This is a genomic window from Nakamurella sp. A5-74, assembly GCF_040438885.1.
Taxonomy (GTDB): Bacteria; Actinomycetota; Actinomycetes; order Mycobacteriales; family Nakamurellaceae; genus Nakamurella.
The window spans coordinates 2084748-2101271 of the sequence record NZ_CP159218.1 but is presented as its reverse complement, the minus strand read 5'-3'; the positions used below and the strand labels follow the sequence as shown (position 1 = coordinate 2101271).

The following is a 16524-nucleotide window of genomic DNA, read 5'->3' as shown; positions in this document are numbered from 1 at the left end:
TCAGGACGTTGATCGTTGCGGGGCCGTAGGCCCTGCACAGCACGCTCCGGGAGCACGCATGGCACAGGGTTCGGTCAAATGGTTCAACGCTGAAAAGGGCTACGGCTTCATCTCGCCCGAGGACGGATCGCCGGACGTCTTCGTCCACTACAGCTCCATCGACGGTGGCGGTTACCGGTCCCTCGAGGAGGGTCAGGCGGTCTCCTACGAGGTCGAGCAGTCCCCCAAGGGTCCGCAGGCGGCGAACGTCACGCTGTCCTGAGCCCCGAGCAGCGCTCACCACACGCCACGAGAGCCGGTCCCCCGCACGGGGACCGGCTCTCGTGCTGCGTGGCAGGCTGACGGGGTGGAACCCTCGTTCGTCGATGCGCCGGATGCCCCCGGCGTGAGCGCTGAGACGTTGCGCAAGGTCGACCGCGCAGCTTCGGCGCTGTCGACCCGGGCGGTGGCGCTGATGGACGACCGGCTGCCCTGGTTCCGGAGCCTGCCCGCCGACCAACGATCCTGGGTCACCCTGGTGGCGCAGGCCGGCATCTCCGGGTACGTGACCTGGGCCACCGGAGCCTCCACCAGCGCCCGGCTCACCGAGCAGGTGTTCGGCACCGCACCCCGCGACCTCACCAGGGCCGTCTCGCTGCGACGCACCGTCGAGCTCGTGCGGGTGGCGATCACCGTCGCCGACGAACAGCTCCCGGCCCTCGCCTCGACCCCGCAGGAACACCAGGCACTGTCGGTGTCGCTGCTGCGGTACAGCCGTGAGGTCGCGTTCGCGGCGGCCAGTGTGTACGCGGCCGCAGCCGAGACCCGGTCGTCCTGGGACGCGAGGGTCGAAGCCGCGGTCGTGGACGGCATCGTCCGGGGTCAGCGGCTGGACGAGCTCACCTCGCAGGCTGCGACCCTGGACTGGGACACGACGGCGCCGACGGCGGCCGTGGTCGGGTCGGTCCCGCCCGGCGACAACCGGGGGGCGGTGGAGGCAGCAGGCGACTGGGCGCGCCGACGACGACGTGCGCTGATGGCCGGCATCCACGGCACCCGGTTGGTCCTGTTGATGGCCGGTCAGCCGCACAGCTCCGACCACGCCGTGTCCGAGTTGTTCGGCGATGGCACCATCGTGCGCGGCCCGATCGGCCAGGGTCTGGCGGGGGCGGTGGATTCCGCCGCCGACGCGATCGCCGGGCACGACGTGGCCGCCGCCTGGCCCGATGCACCGAGGCTCGTGGACGCCACCGCACTGGTCTCCGAGCGGGTGATCAACGGGGATGCCCGGGCGGCGCAGTGGTTGCGCCGCACCGTTTTCGCCCCGCTGCATGGCTCCGCCTCGCCGTTGGTGGAGACACTGGATGCCTACCTCGGCCACGGCGGCTCCCTGGAGCCGGCAGCGCGGGCCCTGTTCGTCCATCCGAACACCGTGCGGTATCGCCTCCGCCGGGTCGCCGAACTCACCGGCCTGGATCCCTGGGTCGCCCGCGACCAGTTGGCGCTGCGCATCGCGTTGGTGCTCGGCCGCCTGGACAGCTGAGCCCCACCCTCGCGGACCCTACGGTCGCCAACGGCCGACGTTCGCGGACCCTACGGTCGCAATGATCCCGGCGGCCCGCCGACCAAACGACCGCCACTACCGCGAACCCCACGCCCTGGCGACCACCACTACCGCGATCACGTATGGACGATGCCGACCAAGTGACTTGTGGGGTTCCCACAGTGTCTTGGTAACGAAATGGTAGCGACCCGGACGCTCGACGCTGTCCGATTGCTGATTGACTGACGGAGTGCTCGCCATCGTCGCGCCCGGACAGGGCGCCCAGAAACCCGGAATGCTCGCGCCGTGGCTGGAACTCGACGGGGTCGATGCCCTGCTCGCAGAGTTCTCCCAGTCCACCGAGCTCAACCTGACCCAGCTGGGCACCGAGGCCGACGCCGAGGAGATCAAGGACACCGCGGTGACGCAACCGTTGGTCGTCGCCACCGCGCTGATCGCCGCCACCCAGCTGGAGATTCCCGCGTCCGCTGTCGCAGCCGGGCACTCGGTCGGCGAGCTCGCTGCCGCAGCGATCGCCGGCGTGTTGGACGCCGCGACCGCCACCGCGCTGGCCGCCCGGCGCGGACGCGCGATGGCTGCAGCCTGCATGCTGTCCCCCAGCTCGATGGCGGCCTGTATGAACCCCGACACGGAACGGGTGCTGGAGCTGCTCGCTGAGCGGGACCTGGTGGGGGCCAACGTCAACGGCGGTGGCCAGATCGTCGCGGCCGGCGCCGCCGACGCCATCGCACTGCTCGCCGCCGACCCTCCGGACGGCATCCGGGTCATCCAGCTGCCGGTCGCCGGCGCATTTCACACCCACTTCATGCAGCCGGCCCAGGCCGAGCTGACGCCCATCGTCGGACGCCTCGCCCCGGGTCGCCCGGTGCGCCCGCTGCTGACGAACTCCGACGGCAGCGTTGTCGACGACGGCGCCCGGTACGTCGAGCTGCTGCTGGCCCAGATCACCTCCCCGGTCCGCTGGGACCTGTGCATGAAGACCTTCGCCGAGCTCGGGGTCACCGGGGTGTTGGAGCTGCCGCCCGCCGGCACGCTGGTCGGCCTGGCCAAGCGGGAACTCAAGGGAGTGGCGACGTTGGCGTGCAAGACCCCCGACGATCTGGACGCGGCCGCCGCGTTCATCGCCCAGCACGGCGGCGCCGCATGAGCGCCGACACCGTCATCGGGCAGCTCACCGGTCCGCAGTTCACCCGGATCACCGGGCTGGGCAGCTACCGCCCGGAACGGGTGGTCACCAACGCCGATCTCGAGCAGATCCTGGACACCAACGACGAGTGGATCCGCTCCCGGGTCGGCATCGCCGAACGCCACTTCGCCGGCGATCACGAATCGGTCGCCATGATGGGCGCCGAAGCGGGACGTCTCGCCATCGCGGACGCCGGTCTGCAGCCCTCGGACATCGACACCGTGCTGGTGGCGACCTGCACGCTGCCATCACAGATGCCGCACGCCTCCACCCAGGTCGCCGCCCGCCTGGGCATCGTCGCGCCCGGATCCTTCGACATCAACGCTGCCTGCGCGGGCTTCTGTTACGGCCTGGCCGTCGCGTCGTCGCTGATCAGGGCAGGCGACGCGCAGCACGTGCTGCTGGTCGGCGCCGAGAAGCTCACCGACTGGATCGATCCGACGGACCGGGCCAACGCAATCATCTTCGGCGACGGGGCAGGCGCGGTCGTCGTCAGCGGGTCGGAGACCCCGGAGATCGGCCCGGTCTCCTGGGGTTGTTCGATCGACAACACCGAGACGATCCACATCAAGGACCGCAACTCCTTCGTCTACCAGGAGGGCCAGACGGTCTTCCGCTGGGCCACCAGCGCGATCGCTCCGGTCGCCATCGACGCCGCTGCGAAGGCCGGTGTCTCGCTGGCCGACATCGACGTGTTGGCGCCGCACCAGGCGAACTTGCGGATCGTGGATTCGATCGCCAAGAAGGTGATCGCCGCCGGGGCGCACCCGGACCTCGTCGTCATCCGGGACATCGTCACCACCGGCAACACGTCCTCGGGGTCCATCCCGATCGGGCTCGACCGGGCCCGCGCAGCCGGCGAGGTGAAGTCCGGCGATCTGGTGCTGGCCGTGGGCTACGGCGCCGGGCTGACGTACGGGTCGCAGGTCTTCCGCCTGCCCTGATCGCGGACGGGGCCAGCCGTCCCACCGCAGTGCACCACCGTCGGGCAGAATCGCGCCCGACACCCGCACCGGATCCACCGGTGCGGGACCACCCCGAGAGGACAAGCAACGTGAGCAGCTCAGAAGAGATCCTGGCCGGCCTGGGCGAGATCGTCGAAGAGGTCGCCGGCGTTCCGGCCGCCGATGTCAGTGCCGACAAGTCCTTCACCGACGACCTGGACATCGACTCGCTGTCCATGGTCGAGATCGCCGTCCAGGCCGAGGACAAGTTCGGCGTCAAGATCCCGGACGACGAGCTGGCCAACCTCAAGACCGTCCAGGACGCCGTCAGCTACATCGATCGCAACCAGGCCTGATCGGCCGGGGCTCCCCGTGAGTCCCCGCACCCGCTCCCGGGTGCATTCACCGCAGCAGATCCACACCCGCCGCCGGGTCGTCGTGAATCCCACGCACGACCCGGTGGATCCGGGTGAACCGAAGGAGCACAGCGCATGTCCGACACAGACGTCGTCGTCACCGGTATCGGGGCAACCACCCCGCTCGGCGGCACGGCACCCGAGACCTGGCAGGCGCTGCTCGACGGCGACATCGGAGTGACGGCGAACGACGCCGACTGGGTCGACAAGTACGAGCTGCCCTCCCGCATCAAGGCTGCCCTCAAGGTGGAGCCGACCGAGGTGCTCTCCCGGGTCGAGGCCCGGCGACTGGACCGCTGCCAGCAGGTGGCGCTGGTCGCCGCCCGCGAGGCGTGGGCCGACGCCGGCTCCCCCGAGGTCGACCTGGAGCGCCTGGGCGCCTTCGTCGGCACCGGGATCGGCGGCGCGATGACACTGCTCGGTCAGGACGATCTGCTGGAGACCGAGGGTTTGCGCAAGGTCGCGGTGATGACGGTCCCGATGCTGATGCCCAACGGACCGGCCGCGGCCGTCGGACTGTGGGTCAAGGCCCGCGGCGGCGTGCACGCCCCGGTTTCCGCCTGTGCGGCCGGCGCCGAGGGCATCGCCTGGGCACACCGGATGATCGTGGACGGCGACGTCGACATCGCGATCGCCGGTGGCGCCGAGGCCTGCATCACGGCCATCCCGGTCGCCGGGTTCTGCCAGATGCGCGCGATGAGCACCCGCAACGACGATCCGCGCACGGCTTCCCGACCGTTCGATCTCAATCGTGAGGGCTTCGTCCTCGGCGAGGGCGCCGGGATGATGGTGCTCGAGCGGCGCGACCACGCAGTCGCCCGCGGCGCGAAGATCTACGGTCGGTTGGCCGGCGTCGGGATGTCCAACGACGCCTACCACATCACCGCCCCCGAGCCCGACGGCGAAGGCTCCAGCCGGGCCATCGCCAAGGCGCTGCGCACCGCGGGACTCACCCGACAGGACGTCGTGCACGTCAATGCCCACGCGACCTCCACCCCGGTCGGCGACCTGGCGGAGTCCAAGACGATCCTGCGCTCGATCGGCGAGCATGCCGTCGTCACCGCGAACAAGTCGATGACCGGCCACCTGCTCGGTGCCTCCGGCGCCGTCGAGGGCATTGCGACCCTGCTGGCCGTCAAGAACGACATCATCCCCGGCACCCGCAACGTGTTCGACCTCGACCCGGCCATCGGCGTCGACGTGGCGACCGAGAACCGCTCGATGAAGGTCGACGCGGCCATCAACGATTCGTTCGGCTTCGGCGGTCACAACGTCGCCCTGCTGTTCACCAAGGACTGATCGTGACCGCCACCGAATCCCCCGCGTCCACCGCTGCTCTCGGGCCGCGTCAGCTCGACCCACGGGAGCCGGAGGTCCGGCTGGTCAAGCTGCTCGATCCCGACACCCTGATCGGCCTGCACCCGACCGACACCTCCGGTGTGTGGGCCGTCCGCGGCCGGATCGACGGGGCCAAGGTGATCGCCTACTGCACCGACGGCACGCGGATGGGCGGAGCGATGGGCTTCGAGGGATGCAAGCACATCGTGGACGCCATCGACATGGCCGTCCGTGAACGTATCCCCGTCATCGGGCTGTGGCACTCCGGCGGAGCCCGCCTGCCCGAGGGAGTGGCCTCGCTGGACGGCGTCGGCAGCGTGTTCGCCGCCATGGTGCGCGCCTCCGGCCGGGTCCCACAGATCTCCGTCGTGCTCGGAGCTGCCGCCGGCGGCGCCGCCTACGGCCCGGCACTGACGGACATCGTGATCATGGCCCCGGAGGGCCGGGTGTTCGTCACCGGCCCTGACGTGGTCAAGTCCGTGACCGGCGAGCAGGTCGACATGGAGGCGCTCGGCGGACCGTCTGCCCACGGCCGCAAGTCGGGTGTGGTGCACATCGTCGCCACCTCCGAGGACGACGCCTTCGCCCGCGCTCGCAAGGTCACCTCGCTGTTCTCCCGGCCGGGGATCTCCGGCGTCGCCGGCATCGCCGACGACCCCGACCTGGAGGCGGTGCTGCCCGAGCAGCGCAACCGCGCCTATGCCGTGCGGCCGTTGGTCGACAAGATCCTGGACGAGCCGATCGAGGAACTGCAGCCCAAGTGGGCGCCGAACATCCTGATCGGTCTCGGCCGGCTGGGTGGCCGAACGGTCGGGGTGGTCGCCAACAACCCGTTGCGACTCGGCGGCTGTCTCGACTCGATGTCGGCAGAGAAGGCGTCCAGGTTCGTCCGGATGTGCGACGCGTTCGGCATCCCACTGCTGGTGATCGTCGACGTCCCCGGCTACCTGCCGGGAGTCGGCCAGGAGTGGGACGGCGTGGTGCGCCGCGGCGCAAAGCTGTTGCACGCCTTCGCCGAAGCAGTGGTGCCGCGGGTGACCCTGGTGACCCGCAAGGCTTTCGGAGGTGCCTACATCGCGATGAACTCGAAGTCGTTGGGTGCCACCGCGGTCTTCGCCTGGCCCGGTGCCGAGATCGCCGTCATGGGGTCCAAGGCTGCCGTCGGCATCCTGCACCGCCGCAAGATCGCCGCCGCTCCGGAGGACGAGCGTGACGCGGTGATCGCGCAGCTCGCCGAGGAACACGACCGGCTCTCCGGCGGCGTCCAGCGCGCCATCGACATCGGCGTGGTCGACGAGGTCATCCAGCCTTCGGAGACCCGCCGCCGGGTGGCCGAGGCGCTCGCGTCGGCCCCTGCCGGCCGCGGAGCGCACGGCAACATCCCGCTGTAGCACCGCCGACTCGAGCAGGCGGACCCGAGCAGGCGGACCCGAGCAGGCGGACTCGAGCAGGCGGACTCGAGCAGGCGGACTCGAGCAGGCGGACCTGGCCGAACGACGTGATCAGACCTTTCGGGCGATCAAGGGATGGATCCCGCCGCTCGACCGGGATCGCTCCCCCGGGCGGCGAATATTCTGCGGCGCCGCACATTGTGCGGTATGGTCGGAGCATGTCCCGCGAAGACCGGTCCCCCTGGGACGCGATCCGATCCGATCTGGATGCCGCCCAGCGTCTCGAACCGCTGGTGGCTCTGCCACATCTGCGATCGGCCGCACAACAGCTGGCCGGTCTGATCGACGACACGATGGCGGCAGCCGTGCTGTCCGAGGGAGCCACCCTGCGATCCGCCGGGGCCTCCGCCGGACTCTCGGAGAATGCCGTCGGACCCCGACTGGCACGCACGCGCACACTCGGGGCGTATGCGAACGACGCCGGTCGGGTGACCGCCGACGGAGTCCGCCGCGCCCAGTACGACCGTGCGGCCGGGCAAGCCGAACCCGCTGCGACGCAACGAGAACCACTACGGTTCAAGCTGCGCCGCCCCACCTGAGGAGCCCCGCATGCCCGATGCGACCCTGACCCACCTGTATTTCCTGCTCGACCGCAGCGGCTCGATGCAGAGCATCAAGGCCGACACCGAAGGCGGGTTCGACGCCTTCATCGGAGAGCAGCGCGCCGCCGCGGGCGAGTGTCGGGTGACGCTCGCCCAGTTCGACAACACCTACGACATCGTCTATCGGGACATGCCGATCGCCGATGTTCCGCCGCTGGAGTTGGCACCTCGGGGTTCGACGGCGTTGCTGGACTCGATGGGCACGCTCATCACGACGGCGGGGGAAGCGCTGACTGCGTTGTCCGAGGACGATCGGCCCGGCACGGTGATCGTCGCGATCATGACGGACGGCCACGAGAACGCCAGCCACGAGTGGACGCATCCGGCGATCAAGAAGCTGGTCGAGCAGCAGACCAGTCAGTACGAGTGGCAGTTCCTCTATCTCGGTGCCGACCAGGATGCGATCGAGGTCGGCACTTCACTCGGAGTCGCTGCGGGACAGTCGATCTCCTACAGTCGCGGCAGGGTGGCCGAGACCTTGTCGGCCACTTCGGCGAACGTCCGGGACTACCGCGCCGCGCGTCTGGCGAGCAGCTCCGCCCCGATGCCGACGTTCAGCCAGGATCAACGCAACCGGTCCCGCTGACCGGGGCGGTGGGGGCCGGCGCCCGGTCCGGCGTGGGATCCTGCGGCAACGGCAGCGTCAGGACGAACTCGCTGCCCATGTCCGCGAGCTGCGGCACCTGCACCCGCACGTCCCCGCCCAGCCGCCGGCTGATTCGCCGGATGAGGGCCAGACCGATCCCGCGCTCACGGCCGCTGGGGTCGATCCTGGTGGAGAACCCGAACTCGAAGAGCTCCTCCGCCAGGTCCTCGGGCACTCCGGCGCCGGTGTCGCGGACCCGTATCTGCACCACGTCGTCGCTGAGGTCGAGTTGCATGTGCACCGTCCGCAGGCCGTCGGGAACGGCAAGCACCGCTTCGACGGCGTTGTCGACGAGGTTGCCGACCAGGGACACGAGGTCGTCGGGGGCGAAGGGCAGCAGGCCATCGCCCAGCGCGTCGAGCCGATCGGTGACGGTCACCCGCACGCCGATCTCGGCCGCTTGCGCGGCCTTGTCCGCGAGCAGTGCAGCCAACACGGGGTCGCGCACCTCGGCGGCGATCGCCATTTCCGGTCCGCGGGTCCGGTGCAGGGCGGCCCGTCCGGTGCGGATCGCCTCGGCCGAGTCGCCGAGGTGCACCAACGCCAGGACGGTCTGCATACGGTTGCCGAACTCGTGCGTGCGGATGGCCAGGGTGCGAGCCCGGTCGACGGCATCGTCGCGGGCCCGGATGGCCTCGGTCAGTTCGGTGCGGTCGCGGAAGGAGAAGATCCGCACCCCCGGACCTGCTTCACGCTCGGCAGCCCGGACGGTCACCAGCAGCACCCGCTCGCCCGACGGCACCGGCTCGTCGACCAGGTCGTCGGTCCGGCCGCGCTGCAGCACCGCGCGCACCGCCGGATCCAGTCCCGGCAGCTCGCTCACTGCCGGATCGAAGGCCCGGGCACCCTTGGCCTGGAACACCCGCCGGGAGCGATGAACCGGTTGTGGCGCAGAGTCGGGCAGGTCGAGCAATCGCCGCGCCTCCTCGTTCACCACCACGGCCCGACCCGCGCCGTCGAGCACCAGCAGACCCTCGCCGACGTCGTGCAGCACGGCATCGTGGTGCAGGTAGGCGGCGGCAATCTCCTCCGGCTCCAGACCCAGGGTCTGTCGGCGCAGCCACCGCGCCAGGCCGAGTGCGATCAGCCCGCCCAGCAGCATGCCGAGTGCGGCGGCAGCCAGGATGAGCGGCAGGTACCGCGCGGCGAGCTCACGGATGGTGGTCTGCAGCACGCCGACGGACACGAGCCCGACCACGGACCCGTCCCGTACCACCGGGACCACGGTGCGGACGGACGGGCCGAGCGTGCCGACGAACTCCTCCGTCAAGGTGCCGCCAGCTGCTGCGGCGGCGATCGAGCCCTGGTACGGCAGGCCTATCCTGCTCCGATCGGGGTGGCTGTAGCGGATGCCCAGGGGCGACATCACCACGATGAACGACGATCCGGTGGCGATCCTGATCCGCTCGGCCAGCGGCTGCAGCACTGCCGACCTCGACCGCACGTTCGTCGGCCCGGCGAAGGCCGTCACGACCTGCGGATCGACCGCCACGGACGAGGCGATCGACGCCGTCAACCTCCCGGCGGCGGCCAGCTCGAGCTGTGCGGCCCCCCAGGTGCCGAGCGCGGCCAGCCCGCCGACGGTGATCAGCACCGACAGCACCTGTACCAGCAGCAGCTGGCGTACGAGCGAGGACCGTCGACGGGCAGGTCTCCTGGGGGACTCCTGCTGCGTGCCGGTGACAGACCGGGTCACGGTGAGCCTCTGTCGCCGTCGAGCAGGGTCATGGTGAGACTGTGTCACCAGAAACTGTGTCACCAGAAACTGTCTCACCTGAAACTGTCGCCCCGAACACTGCGCTCCGCGGCGGGCTCGTGCCATTGACGGTCGGCCGCACGTCAGACCAGCGCCCGCTTGGCCTCCCGGTCGTCCTTGTCCAACGCCACCCGCGGCGCCGGCAGTGCTTCGGACTGCCCGATCTCCTCCTGCTGCGCACCGTGCTCGCGCTCCATCGCCTCGTCCACCAACGACGGATCATCCAGCACGGCGGCCAGTCGCGCACGGTCCAGTTCGCCGTTCCAACGGGCGATCACCAGGGTGGCGACGACGTTGCCGATGCAGTTGGTGAGCGCGCGTCCCTCGCTCATCACCCGGTCGATGCCGATGATCAGCGCGATCCCGACCGCGATCGCCTCGGCGCTGAAGAACTCGCCGCCGAAAGCCTGCAACGAGGCGGCCAGGGTGACCAGGCCGGCCCCCGTGACGCCTGCAGCGCCCTTGGAGGTCAGCAGCATCAGCAGGGCCAAGCCGATCTGGACGCCGATCGGCAGGCTCTCGTTGCCCGCCTGGATGATGAACAGCGCACCCAACGTCAGGTAGATGCAGGTGCCGTCGAGATTGAAGGAATACCCGGTGGGAATGACGAGACCCACCGTCTGGCGGGAGGCGCCGGCCGCGCGCAGCTTGGTCAGCAGCCGGGGCAGCACCGACTCCGACGAGCTGGTGCCCACGATGATGAACAGCTCGTCCTTGATGAGGCGGATGACCTTCAGGATGTTGAAGCCGGACAGAGCGCTGACGACGCCGAGCACCACGACCACGAACACCAGGCAGGTGCCCCAGAAGACGGCCATCAGCAGGCCGAGGTTCTTCAGTGACGCGGAGCCGAACTGAGCGACGGTGTAGGCCATCCCGCCGAATGCCGCGACCGGAGCGACCCACATGATCAGCTTGATGATGCCGAAGATCACCTTGGCGATAGCCTCGATACCGCCGACCAGCCTCGTGCGCAAGGGCGCGGCCAGTGCGCTGATGGCGCAAGCAGTGAGGATCGCCAGCACCAGGATCTGCAGCACCGAGTTCTCCACGAAGGGACCCAGGAAGCTCTTGGGCAGCAGGCTGTTCTGGATGAAGCCGATGAATCCGCCGGTGTCTGCCGCGGTTGCCGTCCCGATCGACTTCTCCGCAGACGCCATCGCCGCGGCCGAGGGTGTGCCCTCGAACCCGCTGCCGGGCTTGAAGAGGTTGGCGGCGAGCAGTCCGAGGCCGAGCGCAATCACCGTCATCAACAGGAAGTAGCTCAACGCCCGCAGGGCGAGACCACCCGCCCTGGCCAGGTTGCCGAGTGAGGCGATGCCGATGATCACCGTGCAGAAGATGACGGGGCCGACGATCACCTTGATCATCTGTACGAAGGAGTCCGCGATCCACTTGGATCCCTGGCCGACGCCCGGAGCCAACAGCCCGACCAGGATGCCTGCACCGATCCCGACCAGCACCCAGAACCACAGCTGGGTGAAGAAGCGGCGCCTGCGCGGTGCCGTGCCGCTGCTGCCGGCGTGGGTGCTCATCGTGGCCATGTCGTCCTCCTTGACGGTCACCGTCCGAGCGGACTGTGACCTCGGTGACAGTAGGGACGGGGCCCGGAGTGCGACAGCCCTGCGGATGGCTCCTTGAGCAAACCTTGAGCATCGGCGTCTACGTTGAGCGGATGCGGGTGCTGCTGGTCGAGGACGACGCGTCGCTCGGCGATGCGCTGCGTCGGGTGCTGGTCCGGGAGAACCATGTGGTCGTCTGGGTCCGCACGGGTACCGCTGCCCTGCAGGCGCTGGGGCTCGAGGGCGCGGTGGGGACCGCGGTCGCCGACCCGGCGGCGGTGGACATCGTGCTGCTGGACATGGGGTTGCCGGACCGTGACGGGCTGGCCGTCTGCGCGGCGATCCGCGCGCACTCCAGCGTTCCGGTGGTCGCGGTGACCGGTCGTGGAGCTGTCGCTTCCCGGGTCCAGGGTCTGCGCAGCGGGGCCGACGATTATCTCGTCAAACCCATCGACCCGGAGGAACTGCTGGCCCGGATCGACGCCGTGGTGCGGCGCAGTCAGGGGACGTCGCTGGCCCCCACCCTGGAGGTCGGCGGTGTCCGCATCGATCTGCGGACCCGGACGGTCACCGCGGACGGCGCCCCGATCCCGTTGACGCGCAAGGAGTTCGATCTGTTGGCAGCCGTGGCGCGGCGGGACGGGGCGGTCGTTCCCCGCGCCGATCTGTTGGTCGAGGTGTGGGGCGTCAGCGACGCGGCGGCAGCCAGGACACTGGAGGCGCACATGGCGTCCCTGCGCGGCAAACTCGGCGGCCGGGACGTGGTCACCACCGTCCGCGGGATCGGCTACCGCTCGACGCAGTGAGCGAGCGGTCGGCGCTGCCGCATCAGCCCCTCGCCGCTGCCGCGAGCGCCCGGTGCTCGGCCGAGTTGACCACCGACAGCGGCGGCACCACGACGTTGTCGGTCGCGGCCTGCAACGTCAGGATCCTGGTGGCAGCGTCGCGCAGTCGGTCGGCCGGGAGCTGACCGGAGTCGACGGCGTCGACGATCCCGGTCAAAGCCTTGTCCGGAGAGGCCGGCAACAGGATCAGATCCTGACCAGCGGCCAGGGCACGCCAGGCGGCCTCGCCGGGCGAGAACGCATCGGCCACCGGTGCCATCTGGAACGAGTCGCTGACCGAGATCCCGGTGAAGCCGAGTCCGCCGCACCCGCTGGATCCCTTGCCGCGCAACACATCATCGACCGCGGTGGGCGACAGACTCGCCGGCTCTTCGGAAACGCCGGCAGCGGGGAACAGGACGTGTCCCGTCATCACCAGGGCAGCACCCGCGTCGATCCCAGCGGCGAACGGCACCCGTGAAGAGCTGTTCCAGCTGGCGCACGACTGCTCGATCGTGGGGAGCACCTCGTGGGTGTCCGAGGACAACCCGCCGATGCCCGGGAAGTGCTTCAGGGTGGCCGCCACGCCCCCGCTCTGGTAGCCACGGACCGCTGCCGCGACGAAGGAGCCGACGGTCGCCGGATCGGTGCCGTAGGAACGGCCCCCGATGGCCGATCCGCCGTCGGTCGGCAACACGTCCGCGTCGGGCGCGAAGTCGATGGTGACGCCGACGGCGCGCATCTCCTGAGCGGCGGCCGTTGCGGCCCGTTCGGTGAGTTCCACGGCATCGTCCCGCCCACCGGAAGCGAGCACCGACGCACCCGGGAACTCGGTGAAGCCGTTCACCAACCTGGCGACGTCCCCGTACTCCTGGTCGACAGCGACCAACATCGGTCCCCACGCTGCCGGCCGCTGCGCCTGCAGTGCGCTGACGTAGCCCCGCACCTCGACCGGGGTACCGCGACCGGTGCCGTCGACCACCCCGTCGGAGCCCATCAGGATGACGCCGCCGTACCGCACCGACGACACCCTTGCGCTGACCTCCGACGCCGCGGGCATCAGCACCAGAGCAGCCTGCTCCCGCACCGACAGGGCGGCGACCTGCTGCTCGGCCCGTCGCTCGTCTGCCGCGGTGATCCTGAGTCCGGTCGTGGCTGGGCGCGCGGCGGCCACGGTCGCCGGCCCATCCGCGACGGCGCTCGGCGGTTTAGTCGGCGGGCTCGACGGAGGGCGGGAGTGGCTGTGCGCAGACGAGGTCGCCACCGGCCCGGACGACGCGGACGAGGATCGACGGGCGGGCGATCCGGGGGTGGACGGCGCGCTCGTGGATGCGGCGCTCGTGGAGGCAGCGGACATGGCGGACGAGGCGGGAGTGGCGGTGCCACCCGCCGGCGTCGGGGAACTCGCCGACCCCGAACACCCCGAGAGCACGAGCAACCCGATCGCCAACGGAAGTGCTCGACGCCATGACTTGTGGCCCGGATGCGGGGGCCGTACCGGGCCGATCACTCGCAACCGTGATAGCTGGACAGACCCTCGACCGATTTCGCCAGCCGCAGCTTGCCGTTCACGTCCACCACCGGACGGACGATCTTCCAGTTGAGACAGGTGGAGGGCTCGTCAGCGGGAGCCTTGTCGATCGCTTGGCTGGAGTTGAACGTGATGGTGATCCACCGGGTATCGGGTTCGATGGCCACGATCTCGATGCCGCGATCCTTGGAGGTCCGGTAGGCGTCCAGCCATTCCTGCGGACCGAAGGCGGCGGACTGCTCGGGGGTCACCGTGTCGGCCCACAACTGGTAGTCGAGGGTGTTGATGGACCTGAAGTTGAGGGACACCAGCTCCTGGATCGCGGTGGCATCCGGATGCTTGGCGGCTTGCGCGGAGAGCTCGACCGGCGGGTCCAATGCCGTGCCGGTCGGTTCCGCGGTCGTCGGTGCAGTGCTGGGAACCGGCGCAGAGCTGCTGGGGCTCGTGGACGTCGGTTCCGACGGCGACGCAGTGGTCACCGAGGTCGCGTCGGGCTCATCGGTGCCGGACGCCGCCGGAGCCGGATCGGGCTGATCGGACCCGGACACCGCTGGAGTCGGATCAGACTGACCGATGCGGGACGCGGTGGGTCGTGGACGTGCGGTCGACAGTGCAGGTCGATCGGTGGGGGGCACCGTTACAGCGGGAGTGACCGGCTCGGACGCCCGGGCAGCGACGGCTGCTTGACGACCCAGCAGCACGGCCGTGGCTGCGGCTGCGATCAGGCAGACGATCAGCAACGCGACCAGTGTTCCGGTCAGTCGACGCTCGGTGATGCTCACCAACTCCTCAAGGATCCGTCGGTCGGGGGGTCAGAAAACCACCCTACTGACGTGGTGACCGCGGGTCAGGTCCCTCGACGGAGTTCAGCACCGGAAACGGCGGGCCGCGATCAGCCGACCTGGTGCAGCCAGGTGATCGGAGATCCGTCGCCAGCGCGACGGTACGGCTCCAGTTCAGCATCCACGTCGGCACCGAGCAGTTGGTTCAGTTCGTGCGCGAGCTTCTCGGCGCCGTAGCCGTGGTCGAGCAGGCTGCGCAGGCGGTCTTCGGGGACGACGACGTCACCTGACGCCCCGGTGCTCGCGCGCCAGACACCCCGCCCGGGGAGATGACAGATGCGTTCACCGTCGCACCCCTCGCTCGGATCTTCGGTGACCTCGAACCGGAGCATCGGCCAGGTCTTGAGCGCGGCGGCGATCCGACTACCGGTTCCGGGCTCACCCGTCCACGACAGATCCGCCCGCAGCTGACCGGGGGCGGCCGGCTGCGGGGTCCACTGCAGGCTCGCCCGTCCACCCAGGACGGACGAGATGGCCCATTCGGCATGCGGGCAGATGGCTGCCGGCGCCGCATGGACGAACACCACACCACGTGTTGCACGTGTCACCAGGCACCTCCGCTGATCGGCTCCGACGTCTTCCCCAACGGGGAGCCTCATGCTGGGTGCGCTGGACCGGCCTGTTCACTGCGCGTGTGGTACGAGTGAAGTTGTGTTCACATTGTGCACCCTGTGACCTCTGGGCGCCACCAACTCGGACAAACAGACGCGGCCCGGGTCAGGAAGCCTTGTGTCCGGGAAGCAGTTCGGTGACCTTGGCCTGGACGAAGCCGGCCGCTCCCTGCACAGCGGGGTGGTCGGCGGTGCGCACCGCGGCCCGCTTGATCTGCTCGTACCGTTCCCGGCCGGCCCTGGATCCCAGGACGTATCCGAGCGCAGCACCCAGCAACAGTCGGAACATGGCTTCTCCTCGCCGGAGTGACGTCACCCGGAGTCGATGTCGAGCGGGTCCGGGCCGGACGGCCGGTCACCCACGTCGAGTATCGAGCCCAGGGTCCGCCGGTGGCAAACACCGCCCGGGCGCTCAGCGGACCCGACCGGTCAGACGACCGGGAATTCTCCGCCGTCGATGTTCAGATTCACCCCACTCACCCACTGAGCCCGATCCGATGCGAGGTAGGCGACCGCCTCGGCGATGTCGCGCGGGTCTCCGGGACGACCCAGCGGAACGCCGGCGGTGATCTCGGCGAGCTGGACGCCCGCTGCGTCGGCAAAGTCCTGGCGGATGGCGTCCGCGCCCGGGGTCAGCACGTTGCCGGGGGAAATCGTGTTGGCGCGGATCCCGGCGGGTGCGAGCTCGAGGGCCAGCGCTTTGCCGTAGGCGTTGAGCGCGGCCTTCGCGGCGCCGTAGTGGGCCATTGCCGGCGTCGGGGTGAACGCCGTCAACGACGAGATGTTGACGATCGCGCTGCCCGGCCCGGCCTCGTGCAGTGCAGGCAGAAGTGCGTTGACGACCCTCACGGCGGACAAGAAGTTCAGCGCGAGGGCGTCGAGCCATTCTTCGTCCGGGATGGACGTGATGCCACCGAGATGGGTGCGAGCCGCGCCCGCATTGTTGACCACGATGTCGGCGCCGCCGAGGTCGCGGAGTGCAGCCGCGGCGAAGCTCTGCACGCCCGCGGGCGTGCTGATGTCCCCTGGGATGAAGGTGGCAGCTCTCGGTGTCTCGTCAGTGACGGTTCGTGCCGTCGCTACGACGCTCGCGCCGCCGTCGAGCAGGCGCTGCACGACGGCGGCCCCGATCCCGCGAGAACCTCCCGTCACGATGGCACGCTTCCCGGCGAACTCGGTGGCATCTGGCGGAGCAAGGGTTCTGAACATACGGTCCACCATAACCGCATTCTGGACCGAACGTCCAGAAGTTTCGGACCGAAAGTTCAGAAC

The 16524-nt window shown here is 69.8% G+C and carries 17 protein-coding genes; 10 read left to right on the top strand and 7 right to left on the bottom strand.

Translation table 11 applies throughout. The features are described from left to right. Window positions 1-58 precede the first annotated feature (58 nt). From ABLG96_RS09650 to ABLG96_RS09610, 9 genes are all read left to right on the top strand, one after another. The gene (locus ABLG96_RS09650; protein WP_353651118.1) at window positions 59-262 is read left to right on the top strand and encodes a cold-shock protein; all 204 of its coding nucleotides are present in this window, start codon (window positions 59-61) and stop codon (window positions 260-262) included. A gap of 84 nt (window positions 263-346) precedes the next feature. Next, window positions 347-1522 (top strand): helix-turn-helix domain-containing protein, encoded by a 1176-nt coding sequence (locus tag ABLG96_RS09645; RefSeq protein WP_353651117.1) that lies wholly within the window; start codon window positions 347-349, stop codon window positions 1520-1522. A 238-nt stretch (window positions 1523-1760) separates the two neighbouring features. Beyond that, window positions 1761-2690: an ACP S-malonyltransferase gene (locus ABLG96_RS09640; RefSeq protein WP_353651116.1), complete on the top strand. Its 930-nt coding sequence runs from the start codon at window positions 1761-1763 to the stop codon at window positions 2688-2690. Continuing rightward, complete coding sequence (locus ABLG96_RS09635; protein ID WP_353651115.1) at window positions 2687-3673, top strand: beta-ketoacyl-ACP synthase III; 987 nt, start codon at window positions 2687-2689, stop codon at window positions 3671-3673. Before ABLG96_RS09640 ends, ABLG96_RS09635 begins: the two co-directional genes overlap by 4 nt. Window positions 3674-3783: 110 nt before the next feature. After that, window positions 3784-4029: an acyl carrier protein gene (locus ABLG96_RS09630; RefSeq protein ID WP_353651114.1), complete on the top strand. Its 246-nt coding sequence runs from the start codon at window positions 3784-3786 to the stop codon at window positions 4027-4029. 135 nt (window positions 4030-4164) lie between these two features. Further along, a complete protein-coding gene (locus ABLG96_RS09625; protein ID WP_353651113.1) occupies window positions 4165-5388 on the top strand; it encodes a beta-ketoacyl-[acyl-carrier-protein] synthase family protein in 1224 nt (407 codons plus the stop codon). A 2-nt stretch (window positions 5389-5390) separates the two neighbouring features. Beyond that, a complete protein-coding gene (locus ABLG96_RS09620; RefSeq protein ID WP_353651112.1) occupies window positions 5391-6818 on the top strand; it encodes a carboxyl transferase domain-containing protein in 1428 nt (475 codons plus the stop codon). A 218-nt stretch (window positions 6819-7036) separates the two neighbouring features. Continuing rightward, a complete protein-coding gene (locus tag ABLG96_RS09615) occupies window positions 7037-7417 on the top strand; it encodes a hypothetical protein (protein ID WP_353651111.1) in 381 nt (126 codons plus the stop codon). 10 nt (window positions 7418-7427) lie between these two features. Beyond that, window positions 7428-8066: a VWA domain-containing protein gene (locus tag ABLG96_RS09610; RefSeq protein WP_353651110.1), complete on the top strand. Its 639-nt coding sequence runs from the start codon at window positions 7428-7430 to the stop codon at window positions 8064-8066. Here the strand turns inward: ABLG96_RS09610 and ABLG96_RS09605 are convergent. Both ABLG96_RS09605 and ABLG96_RS09600 read right to left on the bottom strand, forming a co-directional pair. Beyond that, on the bottom strand, window positions 8035-9822 hold the full coding sequence (locus ABLG96_RS09605; RefSeq protein WP_353651109.1) for an ATP-binding protein: 1788 nt from the start codon (window positions 9820-9822) through the stop codon (window positions 8035-8037). The genes ABLG96_RS09610 and ABLG96_RS09605 overlap by 32 nt on opposite strands. Before the next feature lie 143 nt (window positions 9823-9965). Beyond that, window positions 9966-11447: a cation:dicarboxylase symporter family transporter gene (locus ABLG96_RS09600; protein WP_353651108.1), complete on the bottom strand. Its 1482-nt coding sequence runs from the start codon at window positions 11445-11447 to the stop codon at window positions 9966-9968. A gap of 110 nt (window positions 11448-11557) precedes the next feature. Between ABLG96_RS09600 and ABLG96_RS09595 the strand changes: the two genes are divergently transcribed. After that, a complete protein-coding gene (locus ABLG96_RS09595; protein WP_353651107.1) occupies window positions 11558-12250 on the top strand; it encodes a response regulator transcription factor in 693 nt (230 codons plus the stop codon). A 22-nt stretch (window positions 12251-12272) separates the two neighbouring features. Here ABLG96_RS09595 and ABLG96_RS09590 read toward each other — a convergent pair whose 3' ends face one another. The 5 genes from ABLG96_RS09590 to ABLG96_RS09570 all read right to left on the bottom strand — a co-directional run bounded on the left by ABLG96_RS09590 (window position 12273) and on the right by ABLG96_RS09570 (window position 16461). Beyond that, complete coding sequence (locus ABLG96_RS09590; protein WP_353651106.1) at window positions 12273-13442, bottom strand: glycoside hydrolase family 3 N-terminal domain-containing protein; 1170 nt, start codon at window positions 13440-13442, stop codon at window positions 12273-12275. A gap of 332 nt (window positions 13443-13774) precedes the next feature. Further along, window positions 13775-14581: a hypothetical protein gene (locus ABLG96_RS09585; RefSeq protein ID WP_353651105.1), complete on the bottom strand. Its 807-nt coding sequence runs from the start codon at window positions 14579-14581 to the stop codon at window positions 13775-13777. Window positions 14582-14691: 110 nt separating this feature from the next. Then, complete coding sequence (locus tag ABLG96_RS09580) at window positions 14692-15192, bottom strand: DUF3145 domain-containing protein (protein ID WP_353651451.1); 501 nt, start codon at window positions 15190-15192, stop codon at window positions 14692-14694. 166 nt (window positions 15193-15358) lie between these two features. Further along, entirely contained in the window at window positions 15359-15541 is a 183-nt protein-coding gene (locus ABLG96_RS09575) for a hypothetical protein (protein ID WP_353651104.1), read from the bottom strand. Between the two features lie 140 nt (window positions 15542-15681). Continuing rightward, entirely contained in the window at window positions 15682-16461 is a 780-nt protein-coding gene (locus ABLG96_RS09570; protein ID WP_353651103.1) for an SDR family oxidoreductase, read from the bottom strand. Window positions 16462-16524: the final 63 nt, after the last annotated feature.

What these genes read in the sequence shown, in the direction of transcription:
- ABLG96_RS09625 (WP_353651113.1), top strand. Translation starts at nt 4,165, where the DNA reads ATGTCCGACACAGACGTCGTCGTCACCGGTATCGGGGCAACCACCCCG.
- ABLG96_RS09595 (WP_353651107.1), top strand. Translation starts at nt 11,558, where the DNA reads ATGCGGGTGCTGCTGGTCGAGGACGACGCGTCGCTCGGCGATGCGCTG.
- ABLG96_RS09635 (WP_353651115.1), top strand. Translation starts at nt 2,687, where the DNA reads ATGAGCGCCGACACCGTCATCGGGCAGCTCACCGGTCCGCAGTTCACC.
- ABLG96_RS09615 (WP_353651111.1), top strand. Translation starts at nt 7,037, where the DNA reads ATGTCCCGCGAAGACCGGTCCCCCTGGGACGCGATCCGATCCGATCTG.
- ABLG96_RS09650 (WP_353651118.1), top strand. Translation starts at nt 59, where the DNA reads ATGGCACAGGGTTCGGTCAAATGGTTCAACGCTGAAAAGGGCTACGGC.
- ABLG96_RS09575 (WP_353651104.1), bottom strand. Translation starts at nt 15,541, where the DNA reads ATGTTCCGACTGTTGCTGGGTGCTGCGCTCGGATACGTCCTGGGATCC.
- ABLG96_RS09610 (WP_353651110.1), top strand. Translation starts at nt 7,428, where the DNA reads ATGCCCGATGCGACCCTGACCCACCTGTATTTCCTGCTCGACCGCAGC.
- ABLG96_RS09570 (WP_353651103.1), bottom strand. Translation starts at nt 16,461, where the DNA reads ATGTTCAGAACCCTTGCTCCGCCAGATGCCACCGAGTTCGCCGGGAAG.